Below are 17,304 nucleotides of genomic sequence, written 5' to 3' on the forward strand. Positions count from 1 at the left end.
TTAACCACTTATGACAGACATCTGGACTATCAAAGCCGCGCTTGACTGGACAGTCGGCTATCTGGAGGGCAAGGGCGACGAGAACCCGCGCCTGTCGGCCGAATGGCTGCTGTCCGAGGCGTGCGGTCTGTCCCGCATCGAGCTGTACGTGAATTTCGACCGTCCGCTGTCCATGGACGAGCGCGACGCGCTGCGCGGCTTCGTCACGCGCCGCGGCAGGGGAGAGCCGTTGCAATACATCACGGGCGAGGCGGCGTTTCGCCACATCACGGTGAAGGTGCGCCCCGGCGTGCTCATCCCGCGCCCCGAAACCGAGGTGCTTGTGAGCGTTGCGCTCGCGCTGCTGCCGCCGGCGCACAAGCGCGTCGCGCTCGATAGCACCATCGATGCATGGGAAGGCGACGTGCTCATCGACGCGCAAACAGCCGCAGCCGAGGCGGCGCAAGGTGACGAAGCGGAAAACCCCGAGGCTATTCAGCAGTCCAAGCAGGCCATCCGCGCCTTTCTTGCCGGCCAAAACGGCGAAGTGGCCGAACCCGCCGCGCAACAGCAGGTGCCCGCGAAGCAGCGCCCGCTGCTTGTGGCCGATATCTGCACCGGGTCGGGCTGCATCGCCTGCTCCATTGCCTACGAGCGCCCCGATGCACGCCTGATCGCCACGGACATCGCGCCCGAGGCCGTGGCGCTTGCCCGCGAAAACGCCGAGCAGCTGGGGCTTTCCGGCCGCGTTCGCGTCGAGCAGTGCGACCTTGGCGCCGGCATTCCCGCTGCGGCAATCGGCGGGCTCGATCTGGTGGCGTCGAACCCGCCGTACGTTCCTACGGCCGTGCTTGCCAGCATCCCGCGCGAAGTGGCCGATTTCGAGCCGGCGCTTGCTCTCGACGGCGGCCGCGACGGCAACGACGTGCTGCGCCGCCTGCTGCCCTGGACTTCGCAGGCGCTGCGTCCGGGCGGCGGCTTCGCATTCGAGCTGCACGAAACATGCCTCGACCAGGCGGCTGAACTGGCCCGTCAAGCAGGGTTTACCCAGGTCAAAATCACGAACGACCTGTCGCAGCGCCCACGTGTCCTCTCGGGGCGCAAGCCGGTGTAAACCGGTAACCGAACAACGCGGCACAAGCATGAAGCCAGCTGGCGCAGACAGCGCCGCCGCGCAAGCTCGCTTCGCATCACGAACCCGCAAACAAAACGCCCCGATGCCATCAAACATCGGGGCGTTTCGCTATCTCGCGGCGCCGCAATCCCGCAGCTCCACGCATCTAGCCGGCACCAACTGGGCCGGCCATCGCCTGCGCGCTACATCGCAATCGTCGGCGAATCGGCCGGCACGGCATCGCCGGCGTACATGAAGCCCTGCGCCACCAGGTCGCGGCCAATCTCCACGTACTCCTCGGCGTCCACGCGGTTCGCGGCAATCTCCTCGTCGGTCAGCGCGCGCTTCACCTTCGCGGGGCTGCCGATCATCAGCGACCCGGCGGGAATCTGCGTGCCGCCCGTCACCAGCGCGCCGGCGCCGATGATGCAGTTGTCGCCCACCACGGCATGGTCCATCACAATAGAACCCATGCCCACCAGCACGTTGTCGCCGATGGTGCAGCCGTGCACGATGGCGCCATGTCCCACGGTGCAGCCGCGCCCGATGGTGGTGGGGCTGGTGGCGCCCAGGTGCACGCACACGCCTTCCTGGATGTTCGTGCCATCGCCAACCTTGATGCACGCGCCGTAGTCGCCGCGCAGGGTGGCGCCGGCGAACACGGTCACGTCTCGGCCCAGCTCAACGTTGCCCAAAATGGTGGCGTTCGGCGCAATATGGGCTTCGGGATCGATCTTCAACTGACGGTAATCCATGGGATTCCTCCTGACTTGCTGGCTAAAAGCGCCTTCATTGCCCATCTCTTTCGAAACGGAATCATCGCGCAATCCGATAATCGCACGCGCGCGGCAGGGCGTACCACGGCTAATTCGAACATTTCGTGAGAAAGCGGTTGCCATGCCGGCATCAAAGAGTATACTTACGCCCACAAGTTCATAAATGAAATGCATTGACGAGGACAGTAGAGACGAACCCATCTTCAAGAGAGCCGGCGGTTGCTGCAAGCCGGTGTTGGGCGGGCTCGAATGCCCCCTCCGAGCAGTTCTGGTGAACGTGCGGTGCGCAGCGGAAGACCTCCGTTTGGCGCGTCCGTGCAAGTAAGCTGAACCGGTGACTCCGTTATAAGTCTGCATGGTGCGTGCCAAAAGCGCGAATGCCATCTTTCGAGGTCCTGGTGCAGGTTGCTTGCAGCAGGATTTTTTCATGCCCCAAAAGGGCGAACAAGACGGAAGAAGGAATGGCATGCAACTTCGCAGCGACGCCGTCAGGTGCGGCACCCCGCGAGCTCCGCACCGCAGCCTGCTGAAGGCCGACGGGCTCACCGACGAGGAGATGAAGCGCCCGCTTGTCGCGGTGTTCAACTCCCGCAACGACATCATCCCCGGCCATAACAACCTGGACAAAATTTGCGAGGCCGTCAAGGCCGGCATCTACATGGCCGGCGGCGTCCCGTTTGAAATCTCCACCATCGGCGTGTGCGACGGCATCGCCATGAACCACGACGGCATGCACTACTCGCTCGTGTCGCGCGAGGCCATCGCCGACAGCTTCGAGTGCGCTATCCAGGGTCACGCGTTCGACGCGGCCGTGTGCATCCCGAACTGCGACAAGATCGTGCCCGGCATGCTGCTCGGCGCGCTGCGCGTGAACATTCCCACCGTGTTCGTCTCCGGCGGCCCCATGCTTCCCGGCCATCAGCCCGGCTGCACGGCCGGCCCCACCACCGACCTCAACACGCTGTTCGACGGCGCCGGCCAGGTTGCCGCCGGCACCATGACCGAAGAGCAGCTCAAGTACTACGAGGACACCGCGTGCCCCACGTGCGGCTCGTGCTCCGGCATGTTCACGGCAAACTCCATGAACTGCCTGTGCGAGGCGCTTGGCATCGCGCTTCCCGGCAACGGCACCATCCCGGCCGTGTATTCCGAGCGCCTGCGCCTGGCCAAGCACGCCGGCATGAAGGTCATGGAGCTGCTCGAGAAGAACATCTGCATCAAAGACATCATCACCGAGGCCGCCATCCACAACGCCATGGAGTGCGACATGGCCTTCGGCGGCTCCACGAACACCGTGCTGCACCTCACGGCCATCGCGCAGGAAGCGGGACACCCCATCACCATGGACGACTGGGATGCCGCCAGCGCCCGCACGCCGCACCTCGTGAAGCTGCAGCCCTCCGGCCCGCGCCCGCTCATCGACCTGTACGCCGTCGGCGGCGTTCCGGTGGTCATGCACGAGCTGGCCGAAGCGGGCTTGCTCGACCGCAGCGCCCTCACCGTCATGGGCACCATGGACGAGTACCTTAAAAACTGCACGAAGGCGGCCGACGGGGAAGTGTGCCGCACGCACGACAACCCGTTCAGCAAGGTTGGCGCCCTGCGCGTGCTGCACGGCAACGTCGCCCCGAACGGCGGCATCGTGAAGAAGTCGGCCGTCGACCCCAGCATGCTCACGCACACGGGCCCGGCACGCTGCTTCAATTCCGAGGAAGAGGCCTGCGAAGCCATCTTCGCGAACGAAATCAAGCCTGGCGACGTCGTGGTCATCCGCTACGAGGGCCCGGCCGGCGGTCCCGGCATGCGCGAGATGCTCACGCCTACGTCCGCCATCGTGGGCATGGGTCTTTCCAAGTCGGTGGCGCTGCTTACCGACGGGCGCTTCTCCGGCGCCTCGAAGGGCCCCTGCGTTGGCCACATCAGCCCTGAAGCCGCATCGGGCGGCCCCATCGCGCTGATTGAAGACGGCGACCAGATCACGGTCGACATCGAAGGCGGCGCCATCACGCTGCACGTCAGCGACGAAGAGCTGGCCGCACGCCGCGCCACGTTCGTCCCGCCAGCGCCCAAGCACAACCACGGCGTGCTGGCCAAGTACGCCAAGCTGGTTTCCTCCGCAGACAAGGGAGCGTATGTGTCATGAGTGAACCCAAAAACGACAAGCACACCTCTACCGCCGGCGAGCCGCGCGGCCTTGGCAGCCACACCGCCAAGCAGGGCACCGAGATGATCGGCGCCCAGGCCGTCGTGGCATCGCTTGAAGCCGAAGGCGTCGACCTCATCTTCGGTTACCCCGGCGGTCAGGCCATCAAAATCTACGACGCGCTGTACGACAGCAAGCAGCTGCACCATGTGCTCGCTCGTCACGAGCAGGGTGCCGTGCACGAGGCCGACGGCTATGCGCGCGCCACGGGCAACGTCGGCGTCGTCATCGTCACGTCCGGCCCCGGCGCCACGAACACCGTCACCGGCATCGCCACGGCTTACATGGACTCCGTGCCGCTCGTGGTCATCACCGGCCAGGTGCCGCGCGGCGTCATCGGCACGGACAGCTTCCAGGAATCCGACATCGTCGGCATCACCATGCCGGTGGTGAAGCACTCGTTCCTGCTGCAGTCCACCGACGAACTCACCACCACGTTCCGCGAGGCGTTCCACATCGCCGCCTCCGGCCGTCCCGGCCCCGTGCTCATCGACATCCCCTCCGACATCCTGTCCGAGAAGATGATCTTCAACTATCCCGACAAGGTGAACCTGCCGTCGTATCGTCCCACGTACCGCGGCAACGCCAAGCAAATCCGCGCGGCCGTGCAGCGCATCGCCCGCGCCGAGCGCCCCGTGCTCTACGTCGGCGGCGGCGTCATCAGCTCGAACGCCACCGACGAGCTCGTGGAGCTGGCCAACTCGCTTCAGCTGCCCGTCGTCACCACGCTCATGGGCAAAGGCGCGTTCCCGGCATCGAGCCCGCTGAATTTCGGCCCGGTGGGCATGCACGGCTCGAAGTACGCCAACCTTGCCATGACGGAATCCGATCTCATCATCGCCTGCGGCGCGCGCTTCTCCGACCGCGTCACCGGCAAGCTGTCCGAGTTCGCGCCGCACGCCGATGTCATCCACATCGACATCGACCCGGCCGAGATCGGCAAGATCCGCGAGGTGCAGATCCCCATCGTCGGCGACCTCAAGGGCGTGCTTTCCGGCATCAACGAGGCCGTGAAGAAGTCGGGCGCCACGCCCATCACCGGCCCGTGGCTCGAGCAGATCGCCGAATGGCGCCAGCGCTTCCCGTTCTATCACAGCGACATCGCCGAGGTTCCCGGCAAGATCGTGCCCGAACTGGTCATGCAGAAGCTCTCGCGCAAGCTCGACCCGGAAAAGTCCGTCGTCGTCACCGAGGTAGGCCAGCACCAGATGTGGGCTGCCCAGTTCATCGACCGCGAGCGCCCGCGCACGTTCTTGTCTTCCGGCGGCCTTGGCACCATGGGATTTGGCTTCCCGGCTGCCATCGGCGCGGCGTTCGGCTGCCCCGACAAGCAGGTCGTCTGCATCGCCGGAGACGGTTCGTTCCAGATGAACAGCCAGGAAATGGCCACGGCCGCCATTAACGGCGTGCCCGTGAAGGTGCTCATCCTCGACAACCGCGCGCTCGGCATGGTGCATCAGTGGCAGAAGCTGTTCTACCACGAGCGTTACAGCTTCACCGAGCTGTCCGCCAACCCCGACTTCTGCAAGCTGGCCGACGCCTACAGCTGGGCAAGCCGCCGCATCGAGAAGCCCGAAGAGCTCGATGCCGCGCTTGACGAGATGCTCGCCTGCGAAGGCCCGTTCCTGCTCGACGTTGCCATTCCCGACAACCAGAACGTGTTCCCCATGGTGGCTCCTGGCTCTGCCATGAGCGACGTCATGGGTGCCATCGACGTGGCCGTCGGCGCCGTGCGCACCGACATGCCGAACCAGGCTCCGGCGCCCGCGCCGCAGAAAAGCCCGTGCGCGAAGATCGACGCGCAGTTCGGCGGCCGCTGGGAAAACGATCCCGAGGATAAAGGCCCGCGCGAAGGCGAAGCGCCCGCGGCCGACGTGGAAGGGGAAGCCCGATGAAACACATCCTGTCTGTTCTGGTTGAGAACAAGCCCGGCGTGCTGTCGCGCGTCACGGGCATGGTCTCGCGCCGCGGCTTCAACATTGATTCGCTGTCGGTCGGTCCCACCGAAGACCCCACCATGTCGCGCATCACCATCATCGTGAAGGCCGATGAGCTTGCCTACGAGCAGCTCACGAAGCAGCTCAACAAGCTCATCAGCGTCTTCAAGATCACCGACCTCACCGACGTGGCCGCCATCGAGCGCGAGCTGGTGCTGTTCAAGGTAAACGCCGCGCCCGATCGCCGCAACGAGATCATCGAGATCGCCAACGTGTTCCGCGCGAAAATCGTCGATGTGGGCCGCTCCAGCCTCACCATCGAGGCCACGGGCGACGAGTCGAAGCTCAAGGGCATGGAAGACCTCTTCCGCGCCTACGGCATCAAGGAAATCACGCGCACGGGCAAAATCGCCATGTCGCGCGCCTCGAAGGACGCCTAAGGGAGCAAGCCGTGAACGATTCGCGCCAGGCGCTGTGGCAGCGCCGCTTACGCATGTGGGGCACTCCGTGAAGGATGGCCGCCAGGCACTGAATCGGTAGGGTTTCACGCTATACTTACGGGTACATCAGCCAAGAAGAAAGGACATCACCACCATGGCTGTTACGATCTACTATGAAAACGACGTCGATCCGAAGATCATCCAGGGCAAGAAGGTCGCTATCATCGGCTACGGTTCTCAGGGCCATGCCCATGCGCTGAACCTCATGGACTCCGGCGTTGACGTGCGCGTTGGTCTTCGCGAGGGCTCCAAGAGCTGGGCAAAGGCTGAAGAGGCCGGCCTGAAGGTCACTACCATGGACCAGGCTGCCGAGGAAGCCGACGTGGTCATGATCCTCGTTCCCGACGAGCTGCAGCCCCAGGTGTACGAAGAGCACATCGCTTCTCACCTGCATGCCGGCAACACGCTTGCGTTCGCTCACGGCTTCAACATCCACTATGGCTACATCAAGGCTCCCGAGGACGTCAACGTCATCATGTGTGCCCCGAAGGGCCCGGGCCACATCGTCCGTCGCCAGTACACCGAGGGTTCCGGCGTGCCGGATCTGGCGTGCGTTGCGCAGGACGCCACGGGCGACGCTTGGGACATCGTCATGTCCTACTGCTGGGGCGTCGGCGGTGCTCGTTCCGGCATCATCAAGGCCACGTTCGCCGAGGAAACCGAAGAGGACCTCTTCGGTGAGCAGGCTGTGCTGTGCGGCGGTCTCGTCGAGCTGGTGAAGGCCGGCTTCGAGACGCTGACCGAGGCAGGCTACCCGCCCGAGCTGGCTTACTTCGAGTGCTACCACGAGATGAAGATGATCGTCGACCTCATGTACGAGTCCGGCATCCACTTCATGAACTACTCCATCTCCAACACCGCCGAGTACGGCGAGTACTACGCCGGCCCGAAGGTCATCAACGAGCAGTCTCGTGAGGCCATGAAGGAGATCCTCAAGCGCATCCAGAACGGCGAGTTCGCCAAGGAGTTCGTTGCCGACTGCAAGAACAACCACAAGTGGCTGCTCGAGCAGCGTGAGGCCATCAACAACCACGAGATCGAGAAGACGGGCGCCAAGATCCGCAACATGTTCTCCTGGGTCAAGTCCGAAGAGGAATAGGAGTTACGGCTGCCTACGGCAGCCGTAACCGGTCGACGCTGCGGCCTCCTCTGGCACCCCATCTTGCCCTTCAATTTCACGGGCATGGCCGAAAGGCCAATGCCCGCTCATTTCAGGGCAACCTGGGGCACTAGAGGCGCCCTCGCTGATTTGCTCTGCACATCGAGTCTTACATGGTTGCTGGTAAGTCAACCTGCAAGGCTTGGGTGTGTGATCGGGCTCTTTTGGAAAAGGTATGCTGCCTTTCTCCGAATTAAATCCCGCCGTGCGATTGTGCGGCGGGATTTTTCGTATCATGGGGGCGTATGCGATTTCACGACGAAGGGTGGTTTGCAGCCATGGCGAAAAAAGTTCTGGTTACGGAAAAGCTTGCCGAGGCGGGTCTAGCGCGCATGCGTGAAAGGGGCCTTGAAGCTGATGTCAAGTTGAAGATGTCCACAGAAGAGCTCATCGCCACCATTCCGGACTACGATGCGCTTATCGTGCGCTCGGCAACGCACGTCACGCGCGAGGTCATCGAGGCCGGCAAGAAACTGCGCATCATCGGCCGCGCGGGCGTCGGCGTCGACAACGTCGACGTGGACGCGGCTACCGAAGCGGGCGTCATCGTGTGCAACGCCCCCACGTCGAACATCGTTTCCGCAGCTGAGCAAACCATGTGCCTGCTGCTTGCCTGCGCACGCAACACCGCTCAGGCCAACGCCAGCATGCACGCGGGCGAGTGGTCGCGCGGCAAGTTCTGCGGCTCGGAGCTTTATGAGAAAACGCTGGCTATCTTCGGCCTCGGCCGCATCGGCGGCTTGGTGGCCGAGCGCGCCCGCGCCTTCGGCATGCACCTGGTCGGCTACGACCCGTACTGCAGCCCCGAGCGCGCCGAGCAGCTTGGCGTGGCGCTGTACGACAACATGGAGGACATCCTGCCGCTGGCCGACTTCATCACCGTGCACCTTCCCAAAACGGAAGAGACCATCGGCATGTTCGGCCCCGACCAGTACGCGGCCATGAAAGACGGCGTCATCCTCGTCAACGTGGCGCGCGGCGGCATCTACAACGTTGATTCGCTGGCCGACTTCCTTGCTGCCGGCAAAATCGCAGCGTGCGGCATCGACGTTTTCGAAACCGAGCCGTGCACCGAAAGCCCGCTGCACGAGTTCCCGAACGCCATTCTCACGCCTCACCTGGGCGCTTACACCCGCGAGGCCCAAACGCGCGCCGGCGTGCAAATCGCCGAATACGTGGCCGCCGGCCTTGAGGGCAGCGTCGTTCCCACGGCGCTGAACATGGCGCCTGTGCCGCCTGAGGTCATGGACGCCGTCGGCCCGTATGTGCCCGCGTGTCAGATGATGGGCAGCATGCTTGCCCAGCTCGGCGGGGAAGTGCCGAAGCGCCTGTCGCTCACCGCTGCAGGCAAGGCCGCGCCTGCCGACCCCACCATCCTCGTTGCCGGCACCATGCAGGGCCTGCTTTCCTATAAGAACCTCGCCACGGTCACGCCCGTCAACGCCGAGGCCGTCGCACGCCGCCACGGCATCCACGTCGACACGGGCGCGCACGCCTCTGCCGGCGCCTACGCCTCTTCGGTCACGGTCGTCGCCGACGGCCGCGAAGTCGGCTGCACGCTTTCCGGCGAAGACCAGCACGTCCGCCTCATCTCGCTGCTCGGCTACAAGGTGGACATCGCTCCGGGCCCGCAGGCGCTCATCTTCGAGTACGTCGACCGCCCCGGTCGCGTGGGCACCATCGGCTCCATCCTCGGCGACGCCGGCATCAACATCACCACCATGCAGATCGTCAACGACCCCGATGCGGGCCAGGCCATCGTGTACATGAACATCGAAGGCGAGCTTGACGACAGCGTGCTCGCGAAGCTGCGCGAAAGCCTCGAGGACCTGAAGAACCTCTGGTACGTGAAGCTCTAGGCCAGAGCACGAACAGCCCCATCAGCTCGAATCAGCGCCCGGTATCCGGTGAAATCCGGTTACCGGGCGTTTTGCGCTATCGGCATCCGTTCCACATACCTGTTGCCCGGTCGTCCTACTCCTGAAGTCCGCAAAAAGCCGTCACAAGTCGAACATGGGCAGGTTTCGGTATATGGGTAGTGAGATGCTCGGACTTTTCGGGGTTGAAATGCCGCGAGTGTACTAGAATGAATGCACTCTGCAAGCAACCCGAAAGGAACAGAAATGACGCGCAAGATCGCAATTTTCGACACGACGCTGCGCGACGGTGAGCAATCGCCGGGCGCTTCCATGAACACCGAGGAAAAGCTAGTTGTCGCGCGTCAGCTGCTACGTTTGAACGTGGACGTCATCGAAGCCGGTTTCCCCATTTCCAGCCCTGGTGATTTCGAGAGCGTGCGCCGCATTGCCGAGCTGGCTGGCGACGACGCAACGGTCGTGGGCCTGACCCGCGCCGTTGAGAAGGACATCGACCGCGCGGCCGAGGCGCTCAAGTATGCCAAGCGTCCCCGCATTCACACCGGCATCGGCGTCAGCCCCAGCCACATGCACGACAAGCTGCGCATCACCGAGGACCAGTGCATCGAGCGCGCCGTGGCCGCCGTCTCCTACGCGAAGAAGTACGTCGAGGACGTGCAGTTCTACGCCGAGGACGCAGGCCGCGCCGATTACGCGTTCCTCGCCAAGGTCATCCAGGCCGTCATCGAGGCCGGCGCCACCGTCGTGAACATCCCCGACACCACCGGTTACAGCCTGCCCGACGAGTTCGGCCAGCGCATCAAGTACCTCATGGAGAACGTGCGCGGCATCGAAAACGCCACGGTGTCCGTCCACTGCCACAACGACCTGGGCATGGCAACGGCCTTGTCCCTGGCCGGCGTGCGCAACGGCGCAACGCAGGTCGAGTGCACCATCAACGGTCTCGGCGAGCGCGCGGGCAACACGGCCATGGAAGAAGTCGTCATGGGCATTCGCATGCACGGCGACGAGCTTGACGCCCACACCGACATCAACACGCGCGAGTTCATCAAGGCTTCGCGCCTCGTGTCGTCCATAACCGGCATCAACGTGCAGGTCAACAAGGCCATCGTCGGCGCGAACGCCTTCGCACACTCCTCGGGCATCCACCAGGATGGCGTGCTGAAGAAGCGCGACACCTACGAGATCATCGATCCCGCCGAGGTCGGCGCCGGCCAGTCGCAGATCGTGCTCACCGCCCGCAGCGGCCATGCTGCGCTGAAGCATCGCCTCGAAGAGCTCGGCTACGAGCTTGATAAGGAACACCTTGACCGCATGTACGACGCCTTCCTCGACTTGGCCGACAAGAAGAAGGAAGTCTACGACGAAGACCTCGAGTCGCTCATGCACGAAAGCCGTCGCAACGAAACGGCGGTCTACACGCTTGAGTCCGTGCAGATTTCCTGCGGCTTCCCGCTCACGCCTACGGCAACCGTCACGCTGCGCAACGCCGCTGACCAGGTTGTCACCGCATGCGATTTCGGCACTGGCCCCATCGACGCTATGTACAAGGCCGTGAACAAGATCGTCCAGGTCGAAAACGACCTGTCCGAGTTCTCCGTGCAGTCCGTCACGCGCGGCATCGACGCCCTCGGCGAGGTCACCGTGCGCGTCACCGCCCCTGACGGGGAAGTGTACACCGGCCGCGGTGCCGACGGCGACATCGTCGTGTCGTCCGCCAAGGCATACCTGAACGCCTTGAACCGCCTCATCAACGACAAGGCGGAGCATCGCAAGTAAGTAAAATTAACGCAAACGCATTGCCAAAAGGCCTCGCAACTTGCGAGGCCTTTTCTTTTCAGATATGCAATTCGTCAGGCTATTTCTGATTCCGTCGCCATGAAAGAAGCGGCATCGGAATCCCGATGCCGCTTTAAGTGCCAGTATGGGCAATCCTTACAGATTGCGCCGCAGCTGTGCCTCTTTGATCTCCATCTCAAGCGAGTTATGGATGATGTTGGCGAAAGGTCCGGCATTCGCGGACAGGTGCTCAACGTTGGTCTGATCGCATCGGCGAATGAAGTAATACAGAAACGCGCACGTGTAAAACTCGGCCAAGAAGTCGATGTTGTCCTGCGGCAGATAGCGGTTCGACAAAATGATGTCGATGTCGCGCTTGATCGCATTCACGTACAGGTTGTACAAATAGTTGCGCAGCGAGTACGGCCCGTTGTCGATCAGCGCCTCGCGATAGAAGTGACGACGGTTCTCGAGCACCTCGGCGAAGCACTCGAAGAACTCTGCATGGTCAAGCGAGCGCACGCCAGACTTCTGCGTAATATAGTAAGGGAAGTGGGAAATGGAATCCTCGCTGGGCTTTTCGTACAGCAGCACCGACTCCGAGAAGTGCTTTTTCAGAACCTGCCCCATGTCATAGCGGAAAATCCAGATGATCAGGCGATCTTTATTCTCGAAGTGATAGTAGAACGTTTTGCGGTTCTTTCCTGTTCTTTGAACGATATCGCTGATGGACACTTTCCGAAGCGGCATCTCGTCGCACAGCGAAACGAACGCATCCGCTATCAGCAACATGGTCGAAAGCGCGTTCATAGGACAGCTCCTCTCTGTTTGTAGCGTCTTCCCGCATCGCGCAAGCCCATTGTATAGGTCACAGATATGAATTACTAGGACATATTTGGAATAATGAGTAATTGCACGTTCTGAGTATACGTGCCGAATTACCAGAATGGTCAAGAGAAACGGGAAAACTCGTCACCAAAACCTATAAATATGTGAGTGTTGCCTATACAAAAACACACACAATCTCATTTCTGTCCATCGCACGCTAGAAATCAAGTCCGTAGAATACAACCAGAAGGTAACGAGAAGAGGTTTGAGGATAATCCGATGGCCGAAACTCGTTGAATTGGGTAACAGTGCAAAGGTAAGCAGACGAGCTCAGCTTTACACCCTTCTCAGACGAGGAAGCCCAAGCCTTTAACGCTCACTAGCATCATTCGGAAAGGAGCTGTGCTGTGGCAAAGTACCAGAAATTGCTGGAGCCCCTCAAGATCGGTAACGTGGAGCTGAAGAACCGCTTCGTCATGCTGCCGATGACCATCGAGAAGGTAGACAACTACCATGTCACCGATGACTTGGTGGACTTCTATGAGAAGCGCGCTGAGGGCGGTGTCGGCCTGGTTGAAATCGGTTCTGCATACGTGTGCGACTGCTTCAACACCACGCCGAAGTATCACACCACCACCGGTGCTTGCGGCATCTGGGACGACGAGTTCATCCCCGGCTTCAAGCGCGTTGCCGATGTGTGCCACGAGCATGGTTCCAAGGTTGCCGCTCAGCTGCAGCTCTGCTACGAGTGGCGTGCCACGGGCGAAGATCCGCTGCTGTCTTACTCTCCTTCGAAGGACGTCATGAGCGGCCCGTTCGTCGGTATGCCCGAGCGTGAGTTCACCAAGGAAGAAATCGCCATCCTGGTCGACCAGTACGGCGCTGCTGCAAAGCGCTGCAAGGAAGCCGGCATCGACATCATCGAGATTCATGCAGGCATCGGCTACATGGTCATGCGCTTCCTGTCGAAGTACTCCAACCATCGTACCGACGAGTATGGCGGATCTCCTGAGAACCGCGCTCGTCTGCTGACCGAGATCATCGACAAGATCCATGAGACCTGTGGCGCTGACATGCCCATCCTCATCCGTATCTCCGCCGACGACCTTATGCCTGGTGGCAACCGCATCGAGGACACCCTCGAGCTCGTGCCGATTATCGAGAAGCATGGTGTGGACGCTTGGTCCGTGCAGGCTGGCTTCCATGAGGCTCCTCGCCCCGTTGCTAACCAGATCGTTCCCGAAGGCGAGTTCATCGATTTGGCCAAGCAGGTCAAGACGGTCACGAACAAGCCTGTCTTCCCTGGCACCCGTATCAACACGCTTGATATGTGCGACAAGATCATGAACGAGGGCTACGGCGACGCCGTCGGCATGGGCCGTCAGTTCATCGCCGATCCGGAGACCGCCAACAAGGTTGCCGCTGGTCATCCCGAGCAGGTTCGTCCTTGCATCGTGTGCAGCCGCTGCCTCGACAACATCTTCATCGGCAAGCCGTGCCAGTGCTCCGTCAACGCTCATGTGTGGCAGGGCGTCAAGGTCGGCACTCCGGAAGAGCATCCGGCCGAGAAGCAGAAGCACGTGGTCGTCATCGGTGCCGGCCCTGGCGGTTGCGAAGCTGCTCGCGTTGCAGCCATCCGCGGCCACAAGGTCACGCTGATCGACAAGAGCGACCGCGTCGGCGGCCTGCTGAACATGGCTCAGGTCCTCAATGCGAAGATCGAGCCCCTCGTGAAGTACTGGAACGAGGAGATCAAGCTGCATCCCAACATCGAACTGAAGCTCAACACGAAGGTCGATGCTGCTGCTGTTAAGGCTCTCAACCCCGACGAGGTTATCGTTTCTCCTGGTGGCGGCATCATCGCTTTGGATGTGCCCGGCATCAACGGCAAGAACGTCGTTAAGTCCGAGGACATCAAAGAGATGTGCGCCGGCAAGGTTCCCGAGGGCAAGGGCATGCTGTGGAAGGCAGCCGTTGCAGCCATCAAGGCTCAGGGCGGCACCGTTGAGTTCATGCGCTTCGGCCTGAACATGGCGTCCGGCCCGACCGCAATCGTCGGCAAGCGCGTCGTGGTTGTCGGTGGCGGCTTCGCCGGCCTGGAAGTTGCCGAGGCTATGTGCGAGAACCGTCAGATCACGGTCATCGAGGAAGCCAAGAAACTCGGTAACGGCATTGGCATCATCGACAAGAACCCCACCATCAACCTGGTCAAGTCCAAGGGCGTCAAGCTCATGCCGCTGACCAAGCTGGTCGAGGTCACCAAGAAGGGCGCCAAGGTCCAGAACGTCGAAACCGGCGAAGAGACCCTGCTCGAGTGCGATACCGTCCTTACGTCCCTCGGCGTTGAGCAGAACACTGCTCTGTACGACGAGATCAAGGCCGTGTTCCCGAATGCCATCCTCATCGGCGACGCTACCACGCCTGCTGGCAAGGTTTTCCGTACACTCGAGGCTGTCAAGGGCGGCTACGAAGCGGCTATGTCCATCTAGCATCTGCTCTCGCAACCTTCCGCTTAGGTTCGTTGCATGACTTTTAGCGAGGCATCTGCCTCAATCCCTGAGGGGATGCCTCGCATTCACTTTCTTTTGGTTCAAACACGTAAGTGTTTTGAATAAAGGTAGGTAAGTAGTTCCCAGTTAGTTTCCTTAAGGAGGAAAAATGGATTACAGCTACACCCCGGAACAACTTGAGATCAAGCGCGGCATTCGTGAGTGGGGCAAGAAGCACCTCACCGAGGAGGCAATCGCTGCCGGTTATAAGAACCGTGGCATCGCCCCTGAGATCGCTAAGTCCTGGGTTGACGAGGGCTGGGGTCTGTATGGCCTGCCCGAGGAGTACGGTGGAAAGCCGGTCGACCATCAGACGATGGCAATGATCATCGAAGAGCTGAACCACTGCGGCGGCAACATCCCCATGGCTCCCAATCTGCTCATCATGTTCGACATGTGCGAGTTTGGTAACCCTGAGCAGGTTAAGTACGCCATCGACTACTACAAGGAGAACGGCTACCCGCCGTACTGCCTGGCCATCTCCGAGCCCGGCGCTGGCTCCGACAACCAGGGCATGACCACCACCGCCACGAAGGGCGAGGATGGCAAGATTCACATCAACGGCACCAAGACGTGGGTGACCTCTGGTGAGACCGCTGGCGGCTTCATCGTCGTGTGCAAGGACGAGGATCCTTCTCGCGAGAACAAGAACATGTCCATGTACCTGGTTCCCTCTGACGCCAAGGGCGTTACCATCGAGCCGCTGAACAAGATCGGCATGCAGATCATGCCCTTCTCCATGATCCACTTCGACGACGTGGTCGTCGACGAGGACCAGCTGCTCGGCATCAAGGGCAAGGGCTTCTATCAGCTGATGAAGAACTTCGAGTGGGAGCGCTGCGTGCTTCTGGCAGAGCTGCTCGGCGAGGCTCAGGCTGCCATGGAAGACGCCTGCGCTTGGGTCAACGATCGTCAGCAGTTCGGCAAGGGCATCAAGACCTTCCAGCTGGTGCAGGAGCACATCGTTGAGATGCAGATCGAGCTCACCAACACCCGTAACTTCCTGTATCGTACCTGCTGGAAGCTGGACAACGGCATTCCGGTCAACAACGATGCTGCTATGCTGAAGCGCTATGGTGCTCCGGGCCTGACCGACTGCTGCTCTCGCGCTCTGCAGCTCATGGGTGGCCTTGGCTTCACCGATGAGACCCGCGTGTCCCGCCTCATGCTCGACTGCCGTGGCTTCCAGATCGGTGGCGGCACCGTCGAGATCATGGTGCACATCTCCGGCCGTGGCATCCTCAAGGAGTACGCTAAGGGTGCTGAGGATCCCGATTACCTGTGGACCCTGTAAAGCTGCCTAGCGAATCTCGCTTGATAGCTGCGTAAGCTGTTAAAGCTTGCCAACCTAAAAGAACCCCGTTGCCTAGGCAACGGGGTTCTTTTTATGCGCGCAGTAACTTTTGGGCAACACAAAGCCCCAAGCCTTCTGGCTTGGGGCTTTGTTGATAATGAAGGAGATTATCTTTAGGCCGTAAGCTTTGCTTCTGCATCGTCGTGCTTCTTGAACTTACCGCGACGGCCGTGGCAATTCATGCCGATAGCTCGAATGCTGCAGAATTCGCGGTTGCGGCAACGTGCACAAGCGCGTTTTCTGCCGCGCTGAGATGCATCGTACATGCCGATGACGCCAAGCGTTGCGTTTTCCGAGTTCAACGAGCCGTCGTCTTCGCATGCGAAGCCCAATCTACGTTCTGCTTGCGTGTAGAACAGCAATTGGGTATTCGAATCAAGCGGAAAATCGCTTTCGCCTGCTTGCAACAGGTTGTCGATGTGCAGCCCCAAAGAATGCGCTTCATCGTTCACCTTCTCGGTGATGATTTCTTCAGCGCGGCCGCCCATGGCCTGCAGGCACGCATCGAATGCGGCGAAATCCTCTTTGTCGTGAACAAGCAGCACGCGCAGCGCTTGAATGTTTTCTGCGGTGTCGACGGCAACAGCAACCATGACGCAGTGGTTTGCGCGGCGCATGCGGTCGTATACGGCTTCGCCATGCAGCACCGCCATGGTGCCGACCAGTTTGATGCCGGGCTCGGTGTAATCGGGCGGAAGCGTGCAGATTGCGGGGTTGAATACCTTGTACACGCCTTTGGGGTGAAGCGTCTCGCAGCATCGCTTCGCAATGGGTGCGATGCGAGCCAGGACGTCCGGATCGTCTTTCACCGAATCGTCCAAAAACGCTGCTACGGTTTGATCGTCCAAGGAGTCGATCTTGCAATCGACCTCCTGTATTTGATGAGCTTGGACAGCCATAACTGCCTCTTTCATAATCGCTGGTACTATAGGGACTATGATATCAAGATTGGCCGTATGTTACTTCTTCGATTGCATTATATAGAAGAGAATTATTAGCTATCTGCACAAAGCATGGGACAGTTCAAAAGATATGTGCATGTTTACGTTCGTACTCAGAACGTATAATAAGAACAGATTTATAGGGGATGCGGCATTGAACCGCATATAAATCGATTCCTCATGCGTTTTCACATGGAAAGCCGTTTGAGGACAGCTTACTTCCGATGAAAAATAGGATGAAACCATAGACTTGGCCAATAAATAATCGATTGTTTTCGAAGGTTGACTACACACCTGGATATATATAT

The 17,304-nt window shown here is 60.8% G+C and carries 12 protein-coding genes; 9 read left to right on the forward strand and 3 right to left on the reverse strand.

What is annotated here, in order from left to right:
* Nucleotides 1–10 precede the first annotated feature (10 nt).
* Nucleotides 11–1,093, forward strand: a complete 1,083-nt coding sequence (locus ET524_RS07075) for a N5-glutamine methyltransferase family protein (RefSeq protein WP_129424465.1) — start codon at nt 11–13, stop codon at nt 1,091–1,093.
* Between the two features lie 203 nt (nt 1,094–1,296).
* On the opposite strand, the gene ET524_RS11940 is transcribed toward ET524_RS07075, so the two are convergent.
* The gene (locus ET524_RS11940; RefSeq protein WP_129424468.1) at nt 1,297–1,848 is read right to left on the reverse strand and encodes a gamma carbonic anhydrase family protein; all 552 of its coding nucleotides are present in this window, start codon (nt 1,846–1,848) and stop codon (nt 1,297–1,299) included.
* A 487-nt stretch (nt 1,849–2,335) separates the two neighbouring features.
* On the opposite strand from ET524_RS11940, the gene ilvD reads away from it, so the two are divergent.
* From ilvD to ET524_RS07110, 6 genes are all read left to right on the forward strand, one after another.
* Nucleotides 2,336–4,012: a dihydroxy-acid dehydratase gene (gene ilvD, locus ET524_RS07085; RefSeq protein WP_129424470.1), complete on the forward strand. Its 1,677-nt coding sequence runs from the start codon at nt 2,336–2,338 to the stop codon at nt 4,010–4,012.
* Nucleotides 4,009–5,967, forward strand: coding sequence for a biosynthetic-type acetolactate synthase large subunit (ilvB, locus tag ET524_RS07090; protein ID WP_129424472.1), 1,959 nt, complete (start codon nt 4,009–4,011; stop codon nt 5,965–5,967). Before ilvD ends, ilvB begins: the two co-directional genes overlap by 4 nt.
* Entirely contained in the window at nt 5,964–6,449 is a 486-nt protein-coding gene (ilvN, locus tag ET524_RS07095) for an acetolactate synthase small subunit (protein ID WP_129424474.1), read from the forward strand. The genes ilvB and ilvN overlap by 4 nt, the downstream gene beginning before the upstream one ends.
* 154 nt (nt 6,450–6,603) lie before the next feature.
* Nucleotides 6,604–7,608: a ketol-acid reductoisomerase gene (ilvC, locus tag ET524_RS07100; protein WP_129424476.1), complete on the forward strand. Its 1,005-nt coding sequence runs from the start codon at nt 6,604–6,606 to the stop codon at nt 7,606–7,608.
* A 338-nt stretch (nt 7,609–7,946) separates the two neighbouring features.
* Nucleotides 7,947–9,527, forward strand: a complete 1,581-nt coding sequence (gene serA, locus ET524_RS07105) for a phosphoglycerate dehydrogenase (RefSeq protein ID WP_129424478.1) — start codon at nt 7,947–7,949, stop codon at nt 9,525–9,527.
* Nucleotides 9,528–9,791: 264 nt separating this feature from the next.
* On the forward strand, nt 9,792–11,324 hold the full coding sequence (locus ET524_RS07110; protein ID WP_129424480.1) for a 2-isopropylmalate synthase: 1,533 nt from the start codon (nt 9,792–9,794) through the stop codon (nt 11,322–11,324).
* 156 nt (nt 11,325–11,480) lie between these two features.
* Here the strand turns inward: ET524_RS07110 and ET524_RS07115 are convergent, their stop codons facing one another.
* On the reverse strand, nt 11,481–12,134 hold the full coding sequence (locus tag ET524_RS07115; RefSeq protein WP_129424482.1) for a TetR/AcrR family transcriptional regulator C-terminal domain-containing protein: 654 nt from the start codon (nt 12,132–12,134) through the stop codon (nt 11,481–11,483).
* Nucleotides 12,135–12,559: 425 nt separating this feature from the next.
* Between ET524_RS07115 and ET524_RS07120 the strand changes: the two genes are divergently transcribed.
* Nucleotides 12,560–14,641: an oxidoreductase gene (locus tag ET524_RS07120; protein WP_129424484.1), complete on the forward strand. Its 2,082-nt coding sequence runs from the start codon at nt 12,560–12,562 to the stop codon at nt 14,639–14,641.
* A gap of 169 nt (nt 14,642–14,810) precedes the next feature.
* Nucleotides 14,811–15,995 (forward strand): acyl-CoA dehydrogenase family protein, encoded by a 1,185-nt coding sequence (locus ET524_RS07125; protein ID WP_129424486.1) that lies wholly within the window; start codon nt 14,811–14,813, stop codon nt 15,993–15,995.
* A 173-nt stretch (nt 15,996–16,168) separates the two neighbouring features.
* On the opposite strand, the gene ET524_RS07130 is transcribed toward ET524_RS07125, so the two are convergent.
* On the reverse strand, nt 16,169–16,954 hold the full coding sequence (locus ET524_RS07130; protein ID WP_129424488.1) for a phage tail protein: 786 nt from the start codon (nt 16,952–16,954) through the stop codon (nt 16,169–16,171).
* Nucleotides 16,955–17,304 lie beyond the last annotated feature (350 nt).

Origin of the sequence: Senegalimassilia faecalis (assembly GCF_004135645.1) — a bacterium.
Taxonomy (GTDB): domain Bacteria; phylum Actinomycetota; class Coriobacteriia; order Coriobacteriales; family Eggerthellaceae; genus Senegalimassilia; species Senegalimassilia faecalis.